Here is a 20,575-nt window from a genome sequence, read left to right as displayed (position 1 = left end):
ATGAACTGGAATGCAACAGTCCGGAGTGTGACGGATCACGGTTAACAAACCCTAACAGAAACTGAATTTACGCGATATGGCGCTGTCTTTTCAACGGTTCAGCAGGAAGACAAGCGGTATATCCACGCGTTTACGCCAATCCTTTTCGCTGTGCTCGGCCCCTTCATAAACGGGTGCGTGGAAATCGGTCCCGCTCCAGCCATTGGCCCGGAAAACCGTCACGGCCTTTGCCTCATAGGGCGTAAACAGGCCATCGAGCCCCACCGTGCCCTGATCGCTGTAGATGCGGTTGCGACCGGGGACCATTTTCGTTGTCTTCAGCCATGCCTGCCAGCCCGCGGCCACGGTTGCGGCGTCGGCATCGATCGCGGCGGCGTCCTTGGCCGGATCGGCCATCAGCCACGGCATGGAGAGGGAGGCCGAGGCACCGAAGACCTCCGGATATTCGCCCTGCGCATAGAGGGCGATATGCGCCCCCATCGATGAGCCCATGATCGACGTATTTTCCGGACCGGGCGCGGCATGATAGGTCTTGTCGATCATCGGCTTCAGTTCGGTGACGACGAATTTCAGGAAATTATCCGCATTCGGCGTTTTCCCGTCCTCGAAGGCGCGGATGCGCGCCTGGTATTCGGGCGGCATGTGATCATAGACCTTCTGCGGCATGTATTCGCGCGTCCGTTCTGGAATATTGTCTATGCCAATGATGATCGCCGGCGGCGTCTTGCCTTCCGCGATCAGCTTCGGCAGCGCCTCGGCCACGCCCCAGTCGGCACCGCTGTAGGGACTGGGTGAAAACAGATTCTGGCCGTCCATCATGTAGACGGTCTTGTAGGTTTTCGCCGGGTCGTAATCATCCGGCAGCCAGACATGAATGTCGCGCGGGATGACGAATTTCGATGTCACCTGCGGCAGGGTGATCAGGGTGCCGCTGGCGACGACCTTCTGCTTCAGCAGGAAATTCAGCGGAATATCCAGCCGTTTGGCCCAGGATGTCTCGCTGTGATCGGCGCCGGGGAATATCTGCGAGGAAAAATGCGGTCCGTTCTGCCAACCGCGCGCCTTCATCGCCGCCGCCACGCCCAGGCTGTAAGGCCGGTAAGGGGTATCGAGCGTCTCCGTGCCCTGGTCCATATAGACATGGCCGGTTGCGGGGTTCAGGCTGGAAACAGCCAGATAGTCATCAAACGCCTTGGCCACCTGCGGCGCATTGATCGCGTCATCCGGTGTGCTGATCCACGGATTATCCAGAACCCAGTGCATGGAAAGCGAGGCCGAGGCCCCGAAAACCTGCGGATATTCACCTTGTGCGTAAAACGAGATCAGCCCGCCCATGGATGACCCCATGATAAAGGTGTGGGCCGTATCGCTTTGCGTGGCGTAGGTCTTGTCGATAAAGGGTTTCAGTTCGGTGACGAGAAAGCGCAGGTACTGATCGGACAGCGGCGGACCGCCCCAGTTTTTCGTCAGACGGGCGCGCACTTTCGGCGGCATCCCGTCATAGATTTTCTGCGGCAGGTATTCGCGGCCGCGCAATTCCTCGCCGTTATCGATGGCGACCACGATCACAGGCGGCAGGTCTCCGGATTTTATCCGTGTGCTGAGCGTATCAATGATCCCCCAGGTGTGGCCGCCATAGGCACGGTCGGCCTCGAAGACATTCTGGCCATCCTGCATGTAGAGCACGGGCAGGGGATGCGCCGGATCATAGCCTTCCGGCAGCCAGACCGTAACCTGACGCGGGGCAACGAACTTCGAGGCGAAGGCGGGGTAGTGATCCAGCCGCCCCTCCGCCCAGGCAGGCAGGGCGAAGAGCACGGCCAGGCCGATCAGTATCCCGCGCCACATGCGGCTACTTCTTCTTCTGGGCCACGAAGCGAATGGCCTCGCCGCCGCCGGGTGCCATGCGCAGGGTGAGCGTATCGCCGGCCGTGACCGTCTTTTCCTCGATGACGATATCAAAGCGCGCATCACCGGTCATGCCGGCATTGGGGCCGTCGCGGTAGATCTGGGCTTTGTAGGTGCGGCCGGGTTCCAGGAAGGTCAGCGGCACATCAAGGCTGCGTTCGTTTTCATCGGTCACGCTGCCGAGATACCAGTTATCCGAATGGCGGTCCTTGCGCACGATGGTGGCGAAATCACCCGGTTCGCCATTGAGCGCGATCGACTGGTCCCAGTCCACCGGCACATCCTTGATGAACTGGAATGGCTTGGGGTATTTGGCGTAGTTTTCCGGCAGGTCGGCCGCCATCTGGATGGGGGAATAGAGCACGACATAGAGCGCAAGCTGCTTGGCCTGGGTGGAAGGGATCGGCTTGCCCTGGCCTTGCAGGCTGAGGATACCCGGCGTGAAATCCATGGGGCCGGAAAGCATACGGGTGAAGACCAGATTGGCCTCGTGTTCCGGCGGATTCTGCGGGTCACCCCAGGCATTATATTCCATGCCGCGCTGGCCTTCGCGCGACACCCAGTTCGGATAGGTGCGGCGCAGGCCGGTATCCTTGATCGGCTCGTGGGTATCGATGGCGATATGGTATTTGGCGGCGGTCGTCACGTTCAGCAGGTAGTGACGGACCATTTCCTGGCTGTCGTTCCAAGTGTAGCGGATCTCGCCATCGGCCGCCTTGACACGCGCGCCGCCGGCATCGGCGACATAGCCGGTCTTGACCGAATCCACGCCGTATTTTTCGTATTGCGCAAAGCCCGCGGCCATCTGCGGTTCGTAGTTGGCGACATTGCCGGAGGTCTCGTTATGGCCGACCAGGTGTACGCCCTTCTTCAGGCCGTAGGCGGAAATCGCCGGCAGATCGAAATCCGGATAGCTTTCGGTGAAGGAAAAATTCCAGCCCTTGCCGAACCAGTCTTCCCACCCCTTGTTCCAGCCCTCGACCAGCACGCCGCGGAAGCCGTTTTTCGCCGCGAAATCGATATAGTCCTCGGTGTTTTTGGTGGTGGCGCCGTGGCGCGGACCGGCTTCCCAGGTCCATTTGTTGAGGTGCATCCCCCACCAGATGCCGACATATTTGTACGGCTTGACCCACGACACATCGCCCAGCTTGTTGGGCTCATTGAGGTTCAGGATCAGGTCGGAACTGTTGTAAAGTCCGGCTGCGCTGTCGGTGATTTCCATCGTCCGCCACGGCGTCGGGAAGGGGGCATCGCGCACGACCGGCGCGCCCATGGCCGAGGGTGCCAGGCGCGTCTTCAGGCGCTGGCCATCGACGCGGCGCAGCCAGTAGGCCGCGTAATCGACCAGAGCGGCTTCGTGGAAAGAAATATACAGGCCCTTGTCCGTCCTGATCGTCATGGGCGTCTGGGCTTCACTGACCTCGTTCAGCGGCGTCTTGTTGTAGAGATATTCCTCGCGGTTCCATTCGCCGGCGACATCCCACCAGGCGGTGGCCGGATCGGCGATGGCGAACTCGGTCAGTTCATCCATGATCTCCAGCTTGTGCAGTTGCGGCTGGTCGGGGAACTCATAGCGGAAGCCCAGGCCGTCATCATAGATGCGGAAGACCACGGTCATCTTGCGGTCATCCCAGGTCTTTTGCACCACATCAACGCGCAGTTCGTTATAGTGGTTGCGGACATAGCGGCGCTCGCCCCACGGCTGCTCCCAGGTGTCGTCGTGCGAGGTCGTCTCGGCCTTGTCCAGAGCGAAATAACGGTCGAATTTCGGCGCATTGGCCAGGATCAGGCCCAGCGGCGACGGATTAACGATCACCTGACCATTGCGCGTCACCTGATAGGACAGGTTGCCATCGCCGCTCAGCATGACATCGACATGAAGCACCTTGTCGGGCGAATCCGCACTGGCGATGGTCTGGTATTTCGGCGCCGCCTGCGAGGATTGCGACACGTCCGCCGCCGCCGCCGGCGCCGCGTCCTGCGCCAGAGCCGGACTGGCGGCTGTTACCGCCAGGAGTGAAAAAGCAAGCGCCAGCAGGCTCGGCCCGGTATGCATGGAGAGTTTCCTTGTTCCTGTAATCGTTTTCTACGCCAGGCTTATGCCAAATGGTCGGCGCGTAAAAGACCCTATCTGCGGCAGAAAGACATGCATACGTATTCAAGGACCTGGATAAGGGTTGAATACGTATTCAGGATTGCGTGACCCAAAACGCGCGCATAGGCTGACAGCAACTTCGGTAAACCTTGTGTGTGGCTGCCTCGCTCACGGAAATGACGCAAATTTTCGCCTGATGCGCTTTTTCTGTTGCGCTGCGGCCATGCAAACGTTTACACATTGGTTTCCGGTCATCTGCCGTAAGCGTCGCTGGCGCCTGGGCTGAAAACCGGCGCTCCTATTTCGGCTGTTGTGACGCGGCCGGAATACGCCAATTACAGGGTCTTGCTTTGTAAGTGGTATCTTCTCAACATAAACTGCCCTTTGGTCTTTCCGGACCAAAGGGCGTTTTTTTTTGCCCTCAAGCCCGTCGCCCTTCGATTGCGTATTCGTATTCATGCGGATTTTGCCGGCGTGAATACGTATGCAGCGCGACGAAGCGCTCTCTCTTTGCCATAGTGATGAAAAGACGGGCCTGGAACGATTTGGCCGGTCAAAAATCAATAAAGGTTCGCGCGCCGGAATCAGGCCGCGCGGCGGCAGGAGAGGGTAATGGAATTGCGTATGCGTAAATATGTTCTGGCCGGCTGTGCAAGCGTGCTGGCTCTGGCGGGCAGCGCGGCCCTGGCGCAGGAAGAGGCCCCCAACCATAACCCGACCGTCATTACCGCGGCCCCGGCCACCAATGGTCCCGGCCTCGCCTCGCCCTGGTCCTATTCCGGCAAGCAGGGCATAGGCAGCGCCTACGAAGCCTACAAGGACTACCAGTTCTCCGATCAGGCCAAGACCGGCACAGTCTCGAAGGTATGGTTCTCACTGGCTGAGGGCGTGGTGACCGAAACCATGTATGGCCGTATCCACGAGGCACAGATCCGCGAAATGCAGATCGCCGTCACGGGTGCCGGATGGACGGCCTTCGAACGCACCGATACGATCAGCCATGTCGAATATATCCATACGGATGCCGCGGGCCGGCCGCTTTCTCCTGCCTATCGTCTGACCAATACCGACAAGCAGGGCCGTTTCGTCATCATCAAGGATGTCTTCACCGATCCCGATCATCAGAGCCTGATGGTGCGCGTCACGGTCAAGGCGCTGAAAGGCCCGGTGACGCCTTACGTGATTCTCGATCCCTCCATGGCCAATACATCGGGCGATGATGAAGGCCATGCCAATGTGACGCACCTGCAAGCCTGGCAAGGCAACGTGGCGCTTAATCTGTCCGCCAATGTGCCGTTCAAAAAGGCCACGGTCGGCTATACCGGCGTCAGCGACGGCATAAAGGAACTGACCGCCAGCCATTCGCTTGGCGAATTGCATAGCGCCGCCGACCAGAAGGGCAATATCGTGCTGGTCGGGCAATTGCCGGTAGTCAGCAAAGCGGCCACCTTCGATCTGGCGGTCGGCTTTGGCGCCACCACGCAAGCCGCCAGCGCCGAATCCGCCGCTACGCTGAAAACCGGCTATGCCAGGGTGCTGGCCAACTATAACGGCGAAGGCAAGGCGGTCGGCTGGGAAGACTATCTCGCCTCGCTGTCCGAACTGAAAAGCCTGATCCCGGTGTCGGAAGATAATGGCAAGCTGCTCTATGCCTCGGCGCTGGCGCTGAAGGTGCAGGAAGACCATACCTCCGCCGGCGCCATGATCGCCTCGCTCAGCAATCCGTGGGGCGATACGGTGACCACCGATGTGTCCTCGACCGGCTACAAGGCGGTCTGGCCACGCGATTTCTACCAGGTTTCCATGGCCCTAGCCGCCCTGGGCGACCGCGAAACGCCGGTGGCCGCCTTCCGCTACCTGCCGACTGTGCAGGTCAAGGCGACCACGCCCGGCAATACCGGCGCCACCGGCTGGTTCATGCAGAAGGCCCATGTCGACGGCACACCGGAATGGGTCGGGGTCCAGCTTGACCAGACCGCCATGCCGATCCTGCTTGGCGAGCGGCTGGAGCAACTGGGCCTGATCTCGAAGACCGAACTGCTGTCATCCTACCAGACCATGCTGAAGCCCGCCGCCGATTTCCTGAGCCACGGCGGCACGGTGGGGCTCGACTGGAACCACGCTACCATCACCCCGCCCTACAGCCAGCAGGAACGCTGGGAGGAGCAGGAAGGCCATTCGCCCTCCACCACCGCAGCCGTGATCGCGGGCCTGACGGCGGCGGCCGATATCGCCACCCAGGCGGGCGATGCGGCCGGCGCGAAGCTTTACGCCGAAAAAGCCGGCGAGTATTCCGGAAAGCTGGAACAGCGACTTTTCACCACGTCGGGCAAGGTGCGTGGCGCGGACAGGCCCGCCAGCTATTTCCTGCGCATTTCACGCTCGGACGACGCCAATAATCCGGGCAGCCAGGACAGCCGCAATGGCCGCCCGGCCTTGTCCTCGGACCTGATGGTCGATGCCGGCTTCCTCGAACTGGTGCGCTATGGGGTGCGTCCGGCCGATGACAAGGATATCACCGCCTCGCTGGCCGTGGTCGATGACCAGACCCTGCCTGAAAATCTGCGCGTGCGTTACGATTTTCATTTCCCCGGCACCGATGTGACGGTCCCCGGTTTCAGGCGCTACGGCAATGACGGCTATGGCGAAGGCACCGATGGCGGCAATTATGGCCCGATGTCTGCCGATCAGCGCGGTCGTGTGTGGCCGATCTTCACCGGCGAACGCGGCCATTACGAACTGGCGCTCGAAAGCCTGAAAGCCGGGGGCGCGACCGATGGTGATATCTCCGCCATCCGCGGCACCTATGTGAAGGGCATGGAACTGTTCGCCAATGAGGGTCTGATGATCCCAGAACAGGTATTCGATGGCGTCGGCTCGAAGACCGCTCACGACTATACGGTTGGCGAAGGCACGGACAGCGCCACGCCCCTGGCCTGGTCTCATGCCGAATATGTCAAGCTTCTGCGCAGTGTGCGTGACCGCCAGGTCTGGGACCGCAACCCGGCCACGTATCAGCGCTTTTCATCCCTTAGCTCTGGCCCAGATTCCAACAAGGTCAAAGATTAGTCTCAACCCCTTTGACCCAACTCGGCCCCCGGCGTTTATGTGCCGGGGGCTTTTTTAATGCGCTGGCGGATAACAAAAAGGCCGGAGCGAACCCCGGCCTTTTTGCTTATTTCTTTTTCAGCTCGGCCAGAATATCGGCCAGCAGTTCTTCCTGCGAAGGTCCCGGCGGCGGTGGCGCCGGCGGTGGTGGCATCAGCCTGTTGATCGCTTTGACCACCAGGAAGATGGCCGCGCCAATGATCAGGAACTGGATGACGGTATTGATGAAGATGCCATAGGAAATGGCGACCTCAGCCGTCTTGGTGGCCACATCGGCCGGCTTCAAGATCAGCTTGAGATTGGAGAAATCGACGCCGCCGGTCAGGTAGCCAATCGGTGGCATGATGATATTATCGACGAGCGAGGTGACGATCTTGCCAAAGGCGCCGCCGATCACGACACCGACCGCCAGGTCGATGACATTGCCGCGCATCAGGAAGGTCTTGAATTCGGAGGCAATGCTCATGTCGGGCTCCTTACTCGGCGTTATCGTCGCCGGTCAGATTCAGGCGTTCGCGCAGTTCCTTGCCGCTCTTGAAGAAGGGCACATGCTTGGCCGGCACCTTGACGGACTCGCCGGTGCGCGGATTGCGGCCGGCGCGGGCCGGACGGGAACGCACCGACAGGGCGCCAAAACCGCGAAGCTCGACGCGGCCGCCTTTTTCCAGCGTGCTGATCATGGATTCCAGAATGAGGTTTACCGCGCGCTCGACATCCTTCTGCGTCAAATGCGGGTATTCGGAAGCCAAACGTTCAATAAGTTCAGACTTGAGCATTGATCTCCCTCACGCGGTAAATCTGAGAAGGGCGAGCATGTCCGAAAATTAAAATGAGTTCAAGGGCTTGTTGATAGATTAACGTGCTGGTAGCGCTAACATATTAAGATTTTTCATCGGGATCAGGATATTTTCCTGCCTGGGAAGCGCAAGACGGACGTTCATCATATAAAAAACCCCCGTAATGACAAGGTTCACAAAAAAACCTTACATCACGGGGGCTTATGAGTTCCAAGCGGTATCGGTCCTGTTTGGCGGCATAAAAAAAGCCGGAGCCCCGTGAGAGGCTCCGGCCTGTTTTTTAGCTAACCCTAAATCGCTAAGGCGTTTGCACTATAGCGATTTAAGAGGCCCGTACTTACGAACCGGCCTTGTCGCGCAGGGCAGCACCCAGGATATCGCCCAGCGAAGCGCCGGAATCCTGCGAACCGTACTGCTCGATGGCTTCCTTTTCCGAAGCCATTTCCAGAGCCTTGATCGAAACGGAGACCTTGCGGGCCGCCTTGTCGACATTGGTCACCTGGGCGTCGATGCGGTCGCCGACGGCAAAACGCTCGACGCGTTGCTCGTTGCGATCGCGCGACAGGTCGGACTTGCGGATGAAGGCCGACATCGGGGCGTCGTCTTCACCGAACTTCACTTCGATGCCGCCCGAAGTAACTTCGGTGACGGTCACGGTGATGTTCTGGCCCTTGCGGTAGGTATCGCCGGTCATCGGATCGCTGCCGAGTTGCTTGATGCCCAGGCTGATGCGTTCCTTTTCGACGTCGACATCCAGAACCTTGGACTTGACGACATCGCCCTTCTTGTACTTGGCGATGGCTTCTTCGCCGGCCACGTTCCAGTCGAGATCCGACAGGTGAACCATGCCGTCGATGTCGTTTTCGAAGCCGATGAACAGGCCGAATTCGGTGGCGTTCTTGACTTCGCCTTCGATCGTCGAACCGACCGGGTGCTGAGCCAGGAAGTCGTCCCAGGGGTTGTTCTGGGCCTGCTTGAGGCCGAGCGACACGCGGCGCTTGGAGGCGTCGACTTCGAGCACGACGACTTCAACTTCCTGCGAAGTGGAGACGATCTTGCCCGGATGAACGTTCTTCTTGGTCCACGACATTTCCGAAACGTGAACCAGGCCTTCGACGCCCGATTCCAGTTCCACGAAGGCGCCGTAGTCCGTGATGTTGGTGATGCGGCCGGAGAACTTGCCGCCGACCGGATACTTGGAGTCGACACCATCCCACGGATCGGATTGCAGTTGCTTCATGCCGAGGCTGATGCGTTGCGTGTCCGGGTTGATCTTGATGATCTGGACCTTGACGGCATCGCCGACATTGAGGACCTGCGACGGATGCGAAACACGCTTCCACGACATGTCGGTAACGTGCAGCAGGCCGTCGATGCCGCCGAGGTCAACGAACGCACCGTAGTCGGTGATGTTCTTGACGACGCCGTCACGGATTTCGCCTTCGGCCAGTTGGCCGACCAGTTCGGTGCGCTGCTCGGCGCGGGCTTCTTCCAGGATGGCGCGACGCGACACGACGATATTGCCGCGCGGACGGTCCATCTTCAGGATGGCGAAGGGCTGTTCCTTGCCCATCAGCGGGGCGACATCGCGCACGGGGCGGATATCGACCTGGGAGCCGGGCAGGAAGCCCGAGGCGCCGTCCATATCGACCGTGAAGCCGCCCTTGACGCGACCGACGATCGTACCCATGACCGGCTCGCCCTTGTTGAAGATCACTTCCAGGCGGGTCCAGGCTTCTTCGCGGCGGGCCTTCTCGCGGCTGATGACCGCTTCACCCATGGCGTTTTCAACGCGTTCCAGGTAAACTTCGACGGTGTCGCCGACCTTAAGGGACTGGCCGTCGGTGAGGCCGAATTCCTTCAGGGAGATACGGCCTTCGGTCTTCAGACCGACATCGACCATGACATATTCTTTTTCGACGCCGACGACGAGGCCGTGAATGACCTGGCCTTCAAGCATGTCGCGGCCGTGCATGGATTCGTCAAGCAGGGCGGCGAAATCGTCGCGCGACGGATTGTAATCGCTCATAGAGTCTCTTTTGTGTGTTGGCGCGTGTCCCGTCTTTCAGGTTCCGGAAACGCCGATGAGGCCGTGGCGTTTGACGGGGAAAGGGCGCGGGGGTGCGACTTTGGATTTTGTGAAGTTGGGTTTGGGAGGCAGCCGAAGCGGGCCCCAAGATTTGAACCGCAGGCCCGAAAGCCCCGAAGACGTCCCGTGTGCTGCCTCTAATAAACCGCTGTTGGATTTAACATTCGAAAGAATGTCACAGACGGCTTTTCACAAGGGATCGCGCAGTTGCGATGGCTGCGTCTATACCCAAGTCGGAGGTATCTAGCAAGAGCGCATCCGCGGCTTTTTCCAGAGGGGCGCTTGACCGTGACGAATCGCGTTCGTCGCGGATGCGGATATCGTCCAGAACCTCGGCTTCGGTAAGGGCCGGATTGAGCTTTACCAGTTGCAGCCAGCGGCGGTGGGCGCGGATTTCTGGCCGCGCGGTGACGAACAGCTTCACCGGTGCGTGCGGCGCGATGACTGTGCCGATATCGCGGCCATCGAGCACGGCGCCAGATGGCTGATTGGCGAAATCCTGCTGGTATTTGAAAAGGGCCGCCCGCACTTCCGGAATAGCCGCGACGCGTGAGGCGCGCTCACCGGCTTCACGTCCGCGCAAGGCTTCGTCCGCCAGGGTTTCGGCATCGATCAAGGTGGCGGCGACGGCCGGGTCGATATCGCGCACATGGGCCAGGTGACCAGCCGCGCGATAAAGCAGGCCGGTGTCGAGAAACGGCAGGCCGTAATCGGCGGCGATCACCGAGGCGAGCGTGCCCTTGCCGGACGCGGCCGGGCCATCAAAGGCGACCAGGAGGGGTTTGGTCATTCGAAACGCATCCCCACGCCAACACTTTCCAGATCGCGCCAGTAACCGGGATAGGTCTTGGCAGTACAGCCGGGATCGAGAATGCGCAGGCCATCGATAACCAGCGCCGCCTGCGCAAACGCCATGGCGATGCGGTGGTCGTGATAGGTTTCGATGTTGGCGCTTACCGTCCGGCCGATCAGGCTGCGGTCGGGCGTCACCAGCAGATCGTCACCGATCTCCTCTGCCAGGCCCGGCTGGATGCGGTTCAATTCCGTGGCTACGGCATTGATACGGTCGCATTCCTTGACACGCAGATTGGCAATACCGACGAAGCGCACCGGATGATTATTGAAGGCGGCCAGTACGGCGATGGTCGGAATGGCGTCCTGCATCTGGCTGCCGTCGATTTCGGCGGGCAGGTTTGGGAACTGCTTTATATAGTCATAGGCGCGGGCGTCGGGCTGCATCATGGCCTCGGGCGCGATGCCGATATCTATCTGCGCATCCAGCAAAGCGTTGATGCCCCAGATATAGGTGGCGGCGCTGGCATCGGGTTCCACCCAGTAGTCGCGTGCCGAGTAGGGCGTGTTGGCGATGTCCCAGCTCAAGGGGCCGGTCTGCGTGATATCGGCGCCGAAAGCCTTCATACATTCCAGCGTGATGTCGATATAACCGCGCGCACCGATATCGCCGTCCTTGACCTTCAGGGAGAACGGCGCCTCGCCTTTGGTGCCGGCCATCATCAGGGCCGAGACATACTGGCTGGACAGGCTGGCATCTATCTCGATCGAACGATTGGCGAAACCGCCTTGACTACTCACCGTCACGGGCGGGCAGCCGGTCGGCGCAATGGCCTCCACACCAGCGGCATTGAGCGCCTCGACGAGCGGCGCGATCGGGCGCTTCTGCATATGTATGTCGCCGGTGAGCACCGTCGTGCCGGCGATATTGGCGGCAGCCGCGGTCAGGAAACGCACCGCCGTGCCGGCATTGCCGAGAAACAAGGGCTCGGCCGAAGGGGTCAGGGTGCCGGTACTGGTGACGACAAAATCGGTGTTGCCCGTTTCTCCCACCGTTACGCCCAACTGCCGCAGCGCCTGCGCCATATATTTGGTGTCGTCGCTCTTCAGCGCGCCGCTGATATGGCTGCGGCCTTTCGCCAGTGCCGCGATCAGCAGTACCCGGTTAGTGATCGACTTCGACCCCGGCAGGGCGATCTTTCCGGTCAAGCTGCCTTTAGGCGGTAAAAGTCTGACGGCATTCGGCTGGCTGGACACGGGAAAGTCTCGGTTTAAACGAAAAAATGAACTCTGCCCGCAAAAGGGGCTTTGACAGGAGGCTTATCTAGTGGCAAGGGGGCCGACGCAATCGAAATTTTCTAAAGACTGAAAGAAGGGCGTCTCGTGGCTGATCCTGCCTTAGGTACCAAACAAGTTTGCCCCAACTGCACGGCAAAGTTCTACGACCTGAACAAACATCCGGCGCATTGCCCGCGCTGCGACACTGAATTCGACCAGGAAGAAGTTGTCCGCACGCGCCGTTCGCGTGTCCGCTCCACTGCCCCTGATTATGAAGATGCCGATGAGGACTCCGAGGATCAGGTCAAGGGCAAGACCGGCGGCGAGGACGACGAAGACGAAGAGCCGGAAACCGTTACACCGGAAATCGACGAAGTGGTCACCGATGACGCCTTGCTGATCGACGAGGACGAAGACCTCGATCCGGCCGATCCGGCCCGCGTCGGTGCCCCCGGTGAAAATGTCGACATGGACATCGAAGACGCCGACCTGGGCGATGACGACGCCGATGACGTGCCCTTCCTCGAAGACGACGAGGATGCCGATTTCGATGAAGAGATCGACGGCCTTCCCGGTGAAGACGAAGACGACCGCTAAAAAGATTAAGCCGCCGGTTTGTTCCGGCGGCTTTTTTCTTGTACCGCGCGAGACCTGTGAAAAAGTTCAAAAAAGTTCGCAAAAGGGCTTGCGTCGCCGCAAGCCCTGAACTAGAAGTCGCCGCCTCGGACGGGGCCACCCGTTCCGGACCATCCTAAAGATGGGGCATTAGCTCAGCTGGTAGAGCGCTTGCATGGCATGCAAGAGGTCAGCGGTTCGACTCCGCTATGCTCCACCAATAAAACACCCGCCCTTGTGGCGGGTTTTTTATTGGTTGGATTGGATCGAACCGCGCGGTTCGGCGAGACCCGAAAGGGCGAGCGACGCTAAGGGCGCCCCGAAGGGGTAAGCCGCGTAAAGCGCGGCGCATCACTCCGCTATGCTCCACCAATAAAACACCCGCCCCCACGACTATCGTGCGGCGGGTTTTTTATTGCCCGCGTCCGGCAGGGTTAATGCCTGATTCAGGTCTTCATCATCGAATCTTGACAATTATCCGCTATAAACAACAGACAGGTTCATAGTTGAGGTCGGCCGCAGAGCCGCCTGAGGATACGCATCATGCAGAAGATCGACGCCGTAAACTGGATTTCCGCCGCCCGGGCCTGCGCGCCTGCCCAATGTGCCGCAGCCTTCGTTTCGGCCATGGCGACGCCGCGCCATCGCGCTGACAGCGAAACCCCGCGCCAGCCGCTCAACCTGCGCTGATCACCGCGCCTCCCGGCTTTTCAATGGCGGCATTTCGGGTGTAAGACGAACCCGGTAACGCAGCAAAGGAGCCGCCGATGGGCCGCATGATCACACTCAATCGCGCCGATGGCGGTCATCTTGACGCTTATCTGTCCGATATCGACAAGTCTCGGCCCTGCGTCATCGTCATCCAGGAATGGTGGGGCCTGAACGATCACATCAAGTCGATCGTCGATCGCTTCGAGTTCGAGGGCTTCAATGCCCTGGCGCCCGATCTCTATCATGGCCGCATTGCCGCTGATGCCGATGAGGCCAGCCATATGATGAATGGTCTGGATTTCCCCGGCGCCGTTCATGAGGATATTGCCGCGGCGCTCGATTACCTGAAAACCATCAATCCGTCGGTTGCTGTCATGGGCTTCTGCATGGGTGGGGCGCTGACCATAGGGGCTGCGGCCCGTCTGGAAGGCTTCAAGGCGGCCGTCTGCTTCTATGGCGTGCCGCCGAAAGCCTTCGCCGATCCGGCCGATATCAAAATCCCCTTCCAGGGCCATTTCGGCCGGAAGGATGACTGGGTAACGCCGGCCGTGGTGGCTGGTCTCGAAGCCGCCATGACGAAGGCCGGCAATCCGCCGGTAGTCTACAGCTACGACGCCGACCATGCCTTCTTTAACAAAACCCGCCCGGAAGTCTATAATGCGGAAGCCTCCGAGCAGGCATGGATGCGGATGATGGCTTTCCTGCGCGCTAGGCTGTAGCTGATTGACCTTTCCGTTTTTTGGGATTAGGCCAAATCCCACAAAAGGGGCGTCATTAACCGTCCTGGCGAGATGGCCAAAGAAGAGGCCAAAAAGAAGGCATGTATTTTGACCGTATTTTACCACGAGGGCGACCTGCCCGACGGGCTCGATCTGGGATCGTCCGTCGCCATTGATTCCGAGACCATGGGCCTGCGTTTCCGGCGCGATCCCTTGTGCGTAGTGCAATTGTCTTCCGGTGACGGCCACGCCCATGTCGTGCGCATGAGCCGCCCCGATTATAACTGCCCGAATCTGAAGCGCCTGCTGGCCGATCCGAAGGTGCTCAAGTTGTTCCACTTCGGCCGCTTCGATATCGGCATGTTCGAGCTGCATCTGGGCGTTACCACCGCGCCGGTTTACTGCACCAAGATCGCCTCCAAGCTGGCGCGCACCTATACCGATCGCCACGGCCTGAAAGACCTGACCCGCGAACTGCTGGCGGTCGATCTCTCCAAGGCGCAGCAAAGCTCAGACTGGGGCCAGGCCACGCTTTCGGCCGAGCAACTGGCCTATGCCGCTTCGGATGTGCTGCACCTGCACGCGCTCAAGGAAAAGCTCGACGCCATGCTGGTGCGCGAAGGCCGCGAGCACTTGGCGAAGGCTGCGATGGAATTTTTGCCGCACCGCGTCAAACTCGATTTGGCAGGCTGGGAAGATTGCGATATCTTCGCGCATAGCTGGGCGTAGCCCCCATAATTAAAAGCGCTCTTATGACCCTGACCGAGCTTAACGCGCCGTTGCAGCCCTTAGGGATAGCGGCGCCGATCGACATAGAGGCCGAAGCCGCCGATCGTCGCGTACGCCTGGCGCAACAGGTGGCGGCGGTACGCCGGCGTTCGCGCCTGATCCATCTTTTGCGCCGCCTGCTGCCGGGCTTAATCATCGCGCTCGGCCTGTTCAATGTCGGCTGGATCGTGGCGCAGACCATCATCAATTCAATGAATGTCTACAACGGCAATCTGAACGAAATCCGCTACACCAATCCGCGCTATTACGGCCAGGGCAGCAATGGCGACCGCTATACGATCAGCGGGCTGGAAGCCGTGCGCAAGGGCATGAACGCTACGACGATTTCGCTCAAGGCGCCCAGCATGGAATTCAAGAGCAGCGATGTCGAAAACCCGACCCGGGTTTCGGCGGCCAATGGCGTCTTTGACCAGACCACCAACAAGTTCACCCTGACCGGCCATGTGGTGATCGCGGCCGGCGGATCGGATTTCGTCCTCCGGACCGAGCAGGCGGTGGTGGACATGGATAAATCCATTGTCTATGGCGACAAACACGTTGATGGAAACGGTTCGGCGGGGCATATAGTGGGGGAATCCTTCCTGGTTTCCGACAATGGCCACTCACTGGACATCAAGGGACGCGGTGACACCAAGGCCTGGGCCACGATAACTGAACAGTAGCCCTTCAAACGGACCGGCTCTCAAAGGGACAAAGACGGTATGAAAAAGCAAACGGTTGTGACGGCGCTGATCGCGGCCGGTATTATTGCAACGGGCGGCGCGCAGGCCCAAGTGTCGAGCGAGGGCGGTCCCGTCATGGTCGGCGGCGATTCCATGCATATGGATGAACTGGCCCATACCCAGACGCTCGTCGGCCGGGTGGAGATCATTCAGGACAATGCCCGTCTGCGCGCCGACAAGGTGGTCATCACCCGCCAGGCTGGCCCAAATGGCCGGGGCTTCGGCGAGGTGGTCACCATCGTCGCCACCGGCAATGTCTATTACGTGACGCCGGACAGCACCATGAAGGGCGACCAGGCCGTCTATACCAAGGCGACGGACGATATGGTCCTGACCGGTGATGTCATCCTGACGCAGAACCAGAACGTCACCACCGGCACGCGGCTGGTCTATAACCTGACACAGAAGACCACCACTTTCGATGCCGGTACCGGCCGCGTCAAGGCGATCATCTATCCGGACAAGAAGTAGGTCTTATGCTGGCTGTCGAAGAACTGCATTCCTCCATCAGCGTCGATGCTGAAAATGAAGGTATCGTCGTCGAGGGAATCGGCAAGACGTACAAGGAACGCGCCGTCGTCAAGAGTGTCAGCCTCAGGCTGGGACGCGGCGAGGTCGTGGGACTGCTGGGGCCGAACGGCGCGGGCAAGACCACCTGCTTCTACATGATTACCGGGCTGATCGAGGCCGATTACGGCACAATCAAGCTCGATGGCCAGGATATCACCTACCAGCCGATGTACCAGCGTGCCCGCATGGGACTGGGTTACCTGCCGCAGGAAGCCTCGATCTTTCGCGGCATGTCGGTGGAACAGAATATTCTCGCCGTACTCGAACTGAACGAAAAAGACCCGAACAAGGTCCGTGACGACGTCAACCGCCTGCTCGAAGAACTGCGCATCACCCATATCCGCCATTCGCCGGCCACAGCGCTTTCGGGCGGGGAGCGCCGACGGGTGGAAATCGCCCGGGCGCTCGCCGGCAAGCCGTCCTTCATGCTGCTCGATGAGCCGTTCGCCGGTATCGACCCGCTGGCCATTTCCGATATCCGCGAAGTGGTCATGTACCTGAAAAGTCGCGGCATCGGCATCCTGATCACCGATCACAATGTCCGCGAAACGCTCGACCTGGTGGATCGCGCCTCGATCATCCATTCGGGCGAGGTGCTCTTTGAAGGCACCGCGGATGAAATCACCCACGATCCGGAAGTGAAGCGCGTCTATCTCGGCGAATCCTTCAATTCCTAGATTCGCTGGGCATAATTTGCCGATTATGGCCCACTGTTAACCATTCGACAGCACTTGTTAACGCACAATGCCGGACATGTTCTCGTCCGGTTTCCGCAAAAATTGCCGAAGCTAAAGAAATATAGACGATTTGCGGTCAGTATGGTCCGAAATCTCTAAAGGTCGGTAATGGCGCTCGGTCAAAGATTAGAACTCAAGCAGGGGCAGGGGCTGGTCATCACCCCCCAGTTGCAGCAGGCGATCAAGCTGCTGCAATTGTCGAACCTTGAGCTTGAGGCGGTGATCGAAACCGAACTGGAGCGCAATCCGCTGTTGCAGCGTGATGACAGCGACCCTGTGGGTGAGGGCAACGACGCCGACGCCCACGCGCAGGCGGCCGACAGCGGGGAATCCCGCGAACTGGAACTCGGTGACCGCGACACCATCGCCGCCAATTCCGATCTCGACGCCTCAGCCTCCGATGTCTATGGCGATGATGAACCGGTGGTGCGCGAACGCGAATCGGTGGTTTCTGACTCCAATGAAGGGCCGATGGTCGACTGGTCCAAGGCCGGCAAGGGCGGTGGCAGCTTCGATGGCGACGAGGACATGGAGCGGGCGCTGACGCGCGAAAAAACGCTCACCGAACACCTGACCGACCAGGCGCTGATCGCCCATTTCAGTGCGCCGGAAATGGCGATTGCGCAGATATTGATCGATGCCGTCGATGAGGCCGGCTATATGCGGGTGCCTCTGGCTGAAATCGCCGATCGTCTTGGCTGCGAACTGGCCCTTGTGGAAAAGGTGCTGACCGCCTGTCAGGGCTTCGAGCCGACGGGCATCATGGCCACCAGCGTGCCGGAATGCCTCAAGCTGCAACTGATCGAGCGCAATCGTTTCGATCCGGCCATGGCGGCGCTGATCGACAATCTCGAACTGCTGGCCCGCCGTGATCTCTCGGCCCTGCGCAAGGTGTGCGGTGTCGATGAGGAAGATCTCAGCGAGATGATCGCCGAGCTGAAATCGCTCAATCCGCGTCCGGGGGCCGCCTACGGCGCCGAGCCGTCGCAGACCGTGGTGCCGGATGTCTTCGTGCGGCCGGATGCCAATGGCGGCTGGCGCATCGATCTTAATTCCGACACCCTGCCGCGCGTCCTGGTCGATCAGAAATATCACGCCAAAGTGGCGACTTCGGCCCGTTCCGAATCCGAAAAATCCTATCTGAATGACTGCCTGAGCCAGGCCAACTGGCTGATCAAGAGCCTGGATCAGCGGGCGCGCACCATCCTCAAGGTTTCGGCCGAAATCGTCCGCCAGCAGGACGCCTTCTTCGTCTATGGCGTCGAATATCTGCGGCCGCTGAACCTGAAAACCGTGGCCGACGCCGTGGGGATGCACGAATCGACCATTTCGCGCGTCACCTCCAACAAGTATGTCGCCACGCCGCGTGGCGTCTTCGAGCTGAAGTTCTTCTTTACCTCCTCGATCGCCTCGAATGACGGCACCTCGGCGCATTCGGCCGAAGCGGTACGCCACAAGATCAAGACCCTGATCGATGGCGAAAAAGCATCCGGCGAAATCCTTTCCGATGACCGCATCGTCGAAATTCTGAAAGAGGCCGGCGTGGATATCGCCCGACGGACCGTGGCCAAGTATCGGGAGGCCCTGCGCATTCCGTCGAGCGTCGAACGCAAGCGTCAAATTCGCTGATCCGGTTTCGCCCGACAGGGGTATCAACCGGCGGCATAATGCGCTCTGACCTGTAATTTGCTGATAATAATCAAGGTGAATGCGGGTTAATTCGCTACACAAATTCTTGATTTTGCATCCCCGCCAGTCGGCGTACAGTCGTCCTTGTACCCGTGAAATACGTCCGGGTGCCCATTGCCGCCGGCCCCTCCAGATCGGCGACGAAGTTCTTTTTGTTTTAAGAACGGAGCGACATATCGCTATGCAAATCCAAGTCAGTGGAAAACAGGTCGAAGTCGGTGACGCCTTGCGCGCGCGCATTGAAACCGAGCTTACTTCAGGTATCGCCAAATATTTTGAACGCGGCGGGGACGCCGAAGTGACCATCTCGAAGCAGGGGCATTTGTTCAAGGCGGATTGCTGGGTCAGGCTCGCTTCCGGCCAGACGCTTATAGCGCACGCGTTTGGCGGCGATGCCCATTCGGCCTTTGACGGTACGCTCGACAATATGGAGAAGCGCGTCCGGCGCTATAAGCGACGATTGAAGCAGCATCACAACGGTACGCCGGTCAAGGAAGAGACCGCCAACGTAACGGTCCTGCGCGCCTTTGATGGCGACGATGAAGCGGAGATCGAGCTGGACGACGGCATGGACCACTCATCGCCGCCGCATTCCATGATCATTGCCGAAACCGAAACGGCGCTGCGCACCATGACCGTCTCGGTGGCGGTGGCGGAAATGGAACTTTCCAACTATCCGGCGATTATGTTCCGCAATGCCGCCCATGGCGGTCTGTCTGTCATATATCGACGACCGGATGGTAATATCGGCTGGATCGATCCGGAGCGCACGCGCGCAAAAGTGACCACCCAGTAAGACTGAGTATCCGGGGAAAAAACAAAAGACGGGGCCGTTTGCGCGGTGAACGCCCGCCGATTGAGATGGGTTGACCTTCGGGTGTCTCTTCTCTATGGCAGGCGGGCATCGCGCGCCCCGTCGCCTTGCGGGCCGCAGTGGCCCAGGCTGAGGGGGAGCCAGTCATGTCGACCACGGATACACTATGTTTTTGACCACCCTGCTGGACCGGCACGCCATTCTTGGCAATGTCAGTGTCAATTCCAAGCGTCAGGCCCTTCAGATGGTGGCAGACGTGGCGGCGCGCCAGTTGGGCCTGGAAGCGGCCGAGGTGCATCAGGCCCTGCTGGAACGCGAAAAACTGGGCTCCACCGGCGTGGGCATGGGCGTGGCCGTGCCGCACGCTGCTCTGGCCGGGCTGGACCGGATGCACGGCATCTTCGTGCGCCTCGATGCGCCGGTCGATTACGATTCCATCGATGACATGCCGGTTGATCTGATCTTCGCCCTACTAGCGCCGGAAAATGCCGGCACTGAGCATCTGAGGGCCCTGGCCAAGGTGTCGCGCCTGCTGCGCCAGAAAGACCTGCGCGAACAGTTGCGCAAGATGGAAAATCCGGACGCCATCTACGCTATCCTGACCGATATCGCCGACAGCAACGCGGCTTAATTGTAAGAGATTACGCGCAAACATGTGCGGCGCGCGGTCACGCTTGCCAAAATTCAAAGAATGAATTTTGGAATTTCCTATCCCATCACTTCTATCGGAATGATCCGGACCTCGTCGCTGGGTTTGGGGCGGACAAGGTCGATATGCAGCAGGCCATAGGCCAGGCTGGCGCCGGTGATTTCCAGTCCGTCGCTCAGTACGAAGGCACGGTTGAAGCCGCGCAGGGCGATGCCGCGGTGCAGATAGTCGCGGTCTGGTGCTTCGCCGGCGCGATCGCGTGTGGCAGAGACGGTGAGGTGGGCACCGCGCACTTCGATGCGTAACTGATCGGCGGTAAAGCCGGCTACGGCAATACTGATGCGGATATGGTCCGGGCTTAAGGATTCGACATTATAGGGCGGGTAATTGTCATGGCTGCGCCCGACGCGGTCGATCAGCAGCCGCATATCGTCAAAACCCAGCAAAAACGGGCTGTCAAAAATCACGGTCCGCGTCATCAGCACCCTCGCAT

At 59.8% G+C, this 20,575-nt stretch carries 19 protein-coding genes and 1 tRNA gene; 12 read left to right on the top strand and 8 right to left on the bottom strand.

Annotated features, from left to right (window positions below; translation table 11 throughout):
* Window positions 1-90 precede the first annotated feature (90 nt).
* Complete coding sequence (locus BLO49_RS08470; RefSeq protein ID WP_170828267.1) at window positions 91-1,848, bottom strand: alpha/beta hydrolase; 1,758 nt, start codon at window positions 1,846-1,848, stop codon at window positions 91-93.
* Window positions 1,849-1,852: 4 nt separating this feature from the next.
* Window positions 1,853-3,964: a glycoside hydrolase family 97 protein gene (locus BLO49_RS08465; protein WP_090646994.1), complete on the bottom strand. Its 2,112-nt coding sequence runs from the start codon at window positions 3,962-3,964 to the stop codon at window positions 1,853-1,855.
* A 651-nt stretch (window positions 3,965-4,615) separates the two neighbouring features.
* Here BLO49_RS08465 and BLO49_RS08460 point away from each other — a divergent pair.
* The gene (locus tag BLO49_RS08460; RefSeq protein ID WP_090646992.1) at window positions 4,616-7,072 is read left to right on the top strand and encodes a glucan 1,4-alpha-glucosidase; all 2,457 of its coding nucleotides are present in this window, start codon (window positions 4,616-4,618) and stop codon (window positions 7,070-7,072) included.
* Between the two features lie 106 nt (window positions 7,073-7,178).
* Here the strand turns inward: BLO49_RS08460 and mscL are convergent, their stop codons facing one another.
* The 5 genes from mscL to BLO49_RS08435 all read right to left on the bottom strand — a co-directional run bounded on the left by mscL (window position 7,179) and on the right by BLO49_RS08435 (window position 11,998).
* Window positions 7,179-7,577: a large-conductance mechanosensitive channel protein MscL gene (gene mscL, locus BLO49_RS08455; RefSeq protein WP_090646989.1), complete on the bottom strand. Its 399-nt coding sequence runs from the start codon at window positions 7,575-7,577 to the stop codon at window positions 7,179-7,181.
* Between the two features lie 10 nt (window positions 7,578-7,587).
* A complete protein-coding gene (locus BLO49_RS08450) occupies window positions 7,588-7,887 on the bottom strand; it encodes an integration host factor subunit beta (protein WP_090646987.1) in 300 nt (99 codons plus the stop codon).
* A 358-nt stretch (window positions 7,888-8,245) separates the two neighbouring features.
* Window positions 8,246-9,937 (bottom strand): 30S ribosomal protein S1, encoded by a 1,692-nt coding sequence (gene rpsA, locus BLO49_RS08445; RefSeq protein WP_090646984.1) that lies wholly within the window; start codon window positions 9,935-9,937, stop codon window positions 8,246-8,248.
* 235 nt (window positions 9,938-10,172) lie between these two features.
* Window positions 10,173-10,787, bottom strand: a complete 615-nt coding sequence (locus BLO49_RS08440) for a (d)CMP kinase (protein ID WP_090646981.1) — start codon at window positions 10,785-10,787, stop codon at window positions 10,173-10,175.
* On the bottom strand, window positions 10,784-11,998 hold the full coding sequence (locus BLO49_RS08435; RefSeq protein ID WP_245678946.1) for a 3-phosphoshikimate 1-carboxyvinyltransferase: 1,215 nt from the start codon (window positions 11,996-11,998) through the stop codon (window positions 10,784-10,786). Before BLO49_RS08435 ends, BLO49_RS08440 begins: the two co-directional genes overlap by 4 nt.
* A 174-nt stretch (window positions 11,999-12,172) precedes the next feature.
* On the opposite strand from BLO49_RS08435, the gene BLO49_RS08430 reads away from it, so the two are divergent.
* From BLO49_RS08430 to ptsN, 11 genes are all read left to right on the top strand, one after another.
* Window positions 12,173-12,664: a TIGR02300 family protein gene (locus BLO49_RS08430; protein ID WP_090646976.1), complete on the top strand. Its 492-nt coding sequence runs from the start codon at window positions 12,173-12,175 to the stop codon at window positions 12,662-12,664.
* Between the two features lie 162 nt (window positions 12,665-12,826).
* Window positions 12,827-12,902 (top strand) — tRNA-Ala (locus tag BLO49_RS08425).
* Between the two features lie 323 nt (window positions 12,903-13,225).
* Window positions 13,226-13,372: a hypothetical protein gene (locus BLO49_RS18405; protein ID WP_170828266.1), complete on the top strand. Its 147-nt coding sequence runs from the start codon at window positions 13,226-13,228 to the stop codon at window positions 13,370-13,372.
* 77 nt (window positions 13,373-13,449) lie between these two features.
* Window positions 13,450-14,112: a dienelactone hydrolase family protein gene (locus tag BLO49_RS08420; protein ID WP_090646974.1), complete on the top strand. Its 663-nt coding sequence runs from the start codon at window positions 13,450-13,452 to the stop codon at window positions 14,110-14,112.
* Window positions 14,113-14,220: 108 nt separating this feature from the next.
* The gene (locus BLO49_RS08415) at window positions 14,221-14,841 is read left to right on the top strand and encodes a ribonuclease D (RefSeq protein WP_090647382.1); all 621 of its coding nucleotides are present in this window, start codon (window positions 14,221-14,223) and stop codon (window positions 14,839-14,841) included.
* Between the two features lie 23 nt (window positions 14,842-14,864).
* The gene (gene lptC / locus BLO49_RS08410) at window positions 14,865-15,563 is read left to right on the top strand and encodes an LPS export ABC transporter periplasmic protein LptC (protein WP_090646971.1); all 699 of its coding nucleotides are present in this window, start codon (window positions 14,865-14,867) and stop codon (window positions 15,561-15,563) included.
* Between the two features lie 39 nt (window positions 15,564-15,602).
* The gene (gene lptA, locus BLO49_RS08405; protein WP_090646968.1) at window positions 15,603-16,094 is read left to right on the top strand and encodes a lipopolysaccharide transport periplasmic protein LptA; all 492 of its coding nucleotides are present in this window, start codon (window positions 15,603-15,605) and stop codon (window positions 16,092-16,094) included.
* 5 nt (window positions 16,095-16,099) lie between these two features.
* Entirely contained in the window at window positions 16,100-16,870 is a 771-nt protein-coding gene (gene lptB / locus BLO49_RS08400) for an LPS export ABC transporter ATP-binding protein (protein WP_090646966.1), read from the top strand.
* Between the two features lie 168 nt (window positions 16,871-17,038).
* The gene (gene rpoN / locus BLO49_RS08395; protein WP_090646963.1) at window positions 17,039-18,559 is read left to right on the top strand and encodes an RNA polymerase factor sigma-54; all 1,521 of its coding nucleotides are present in this window, start codon (window positions 17,039-17,041) and stop codon (window positions 18,557-18,559) included.
* Window positions 18,560-18,800: 241 nt separating this feature from the next.
* Window positions 18,801-19,415, top strand: coding sequence for a ribosome hibernation-promoting factor, HPF/YfiA family (gene hpf / locus BLO49_RS08390; protein WP_090646960.1), 615 nt, complete (start codon window positions 18,801-18,803; stop codon window positions 19,413-19,415).
* 184 nt (window positions 19,416-19,599) lie between these two features.
* Complete coding sequence (gene ptsN / locus BLO49_RS08385) at window positions 19,600-20,064, top strand: PTS IIA-like nitrogen regulatory protein PtsN (protein WP_090646959.1); 465 nt, start codon at window positions 19,600-19,602, stop codon at window positions 20,062-20,064.
* Between the two features lie 77 nt (window positions 20,065-20,141).
* On the opposite strand, the gene BLO49_RS08380 is transcribed toward ptsN, so the two are convergent.
* The gene (locus BLO49_RS08380) at window positions 20,142-20,561 is read right to left on the bottom strand and encodes an Hsp20 family protein (RefSeq protein ID WP_170828265.1); all 420 of its coding nucleotides are present in this window, start codon (window positions 20,559-20,561) and stop codon (window positions 20,142-20,144) included.
* Between the last annotated feature and the right edge of the window lie 14 nt (window positions 20,562-20,575).

It is taken from the genome of Asticcacaulis taihuensis, from assembly GCF_900100255.1.
GTDB lineage: Bacteria > Pseudomonadota > Alphaproteobacteria > Caulobacterales > Caulobacteraceae > Asticcacaulis > Asticcacaulis taihuensis.
This window is presented reverse-complemented; position numbering and strand designations above follow the sequence as displayed.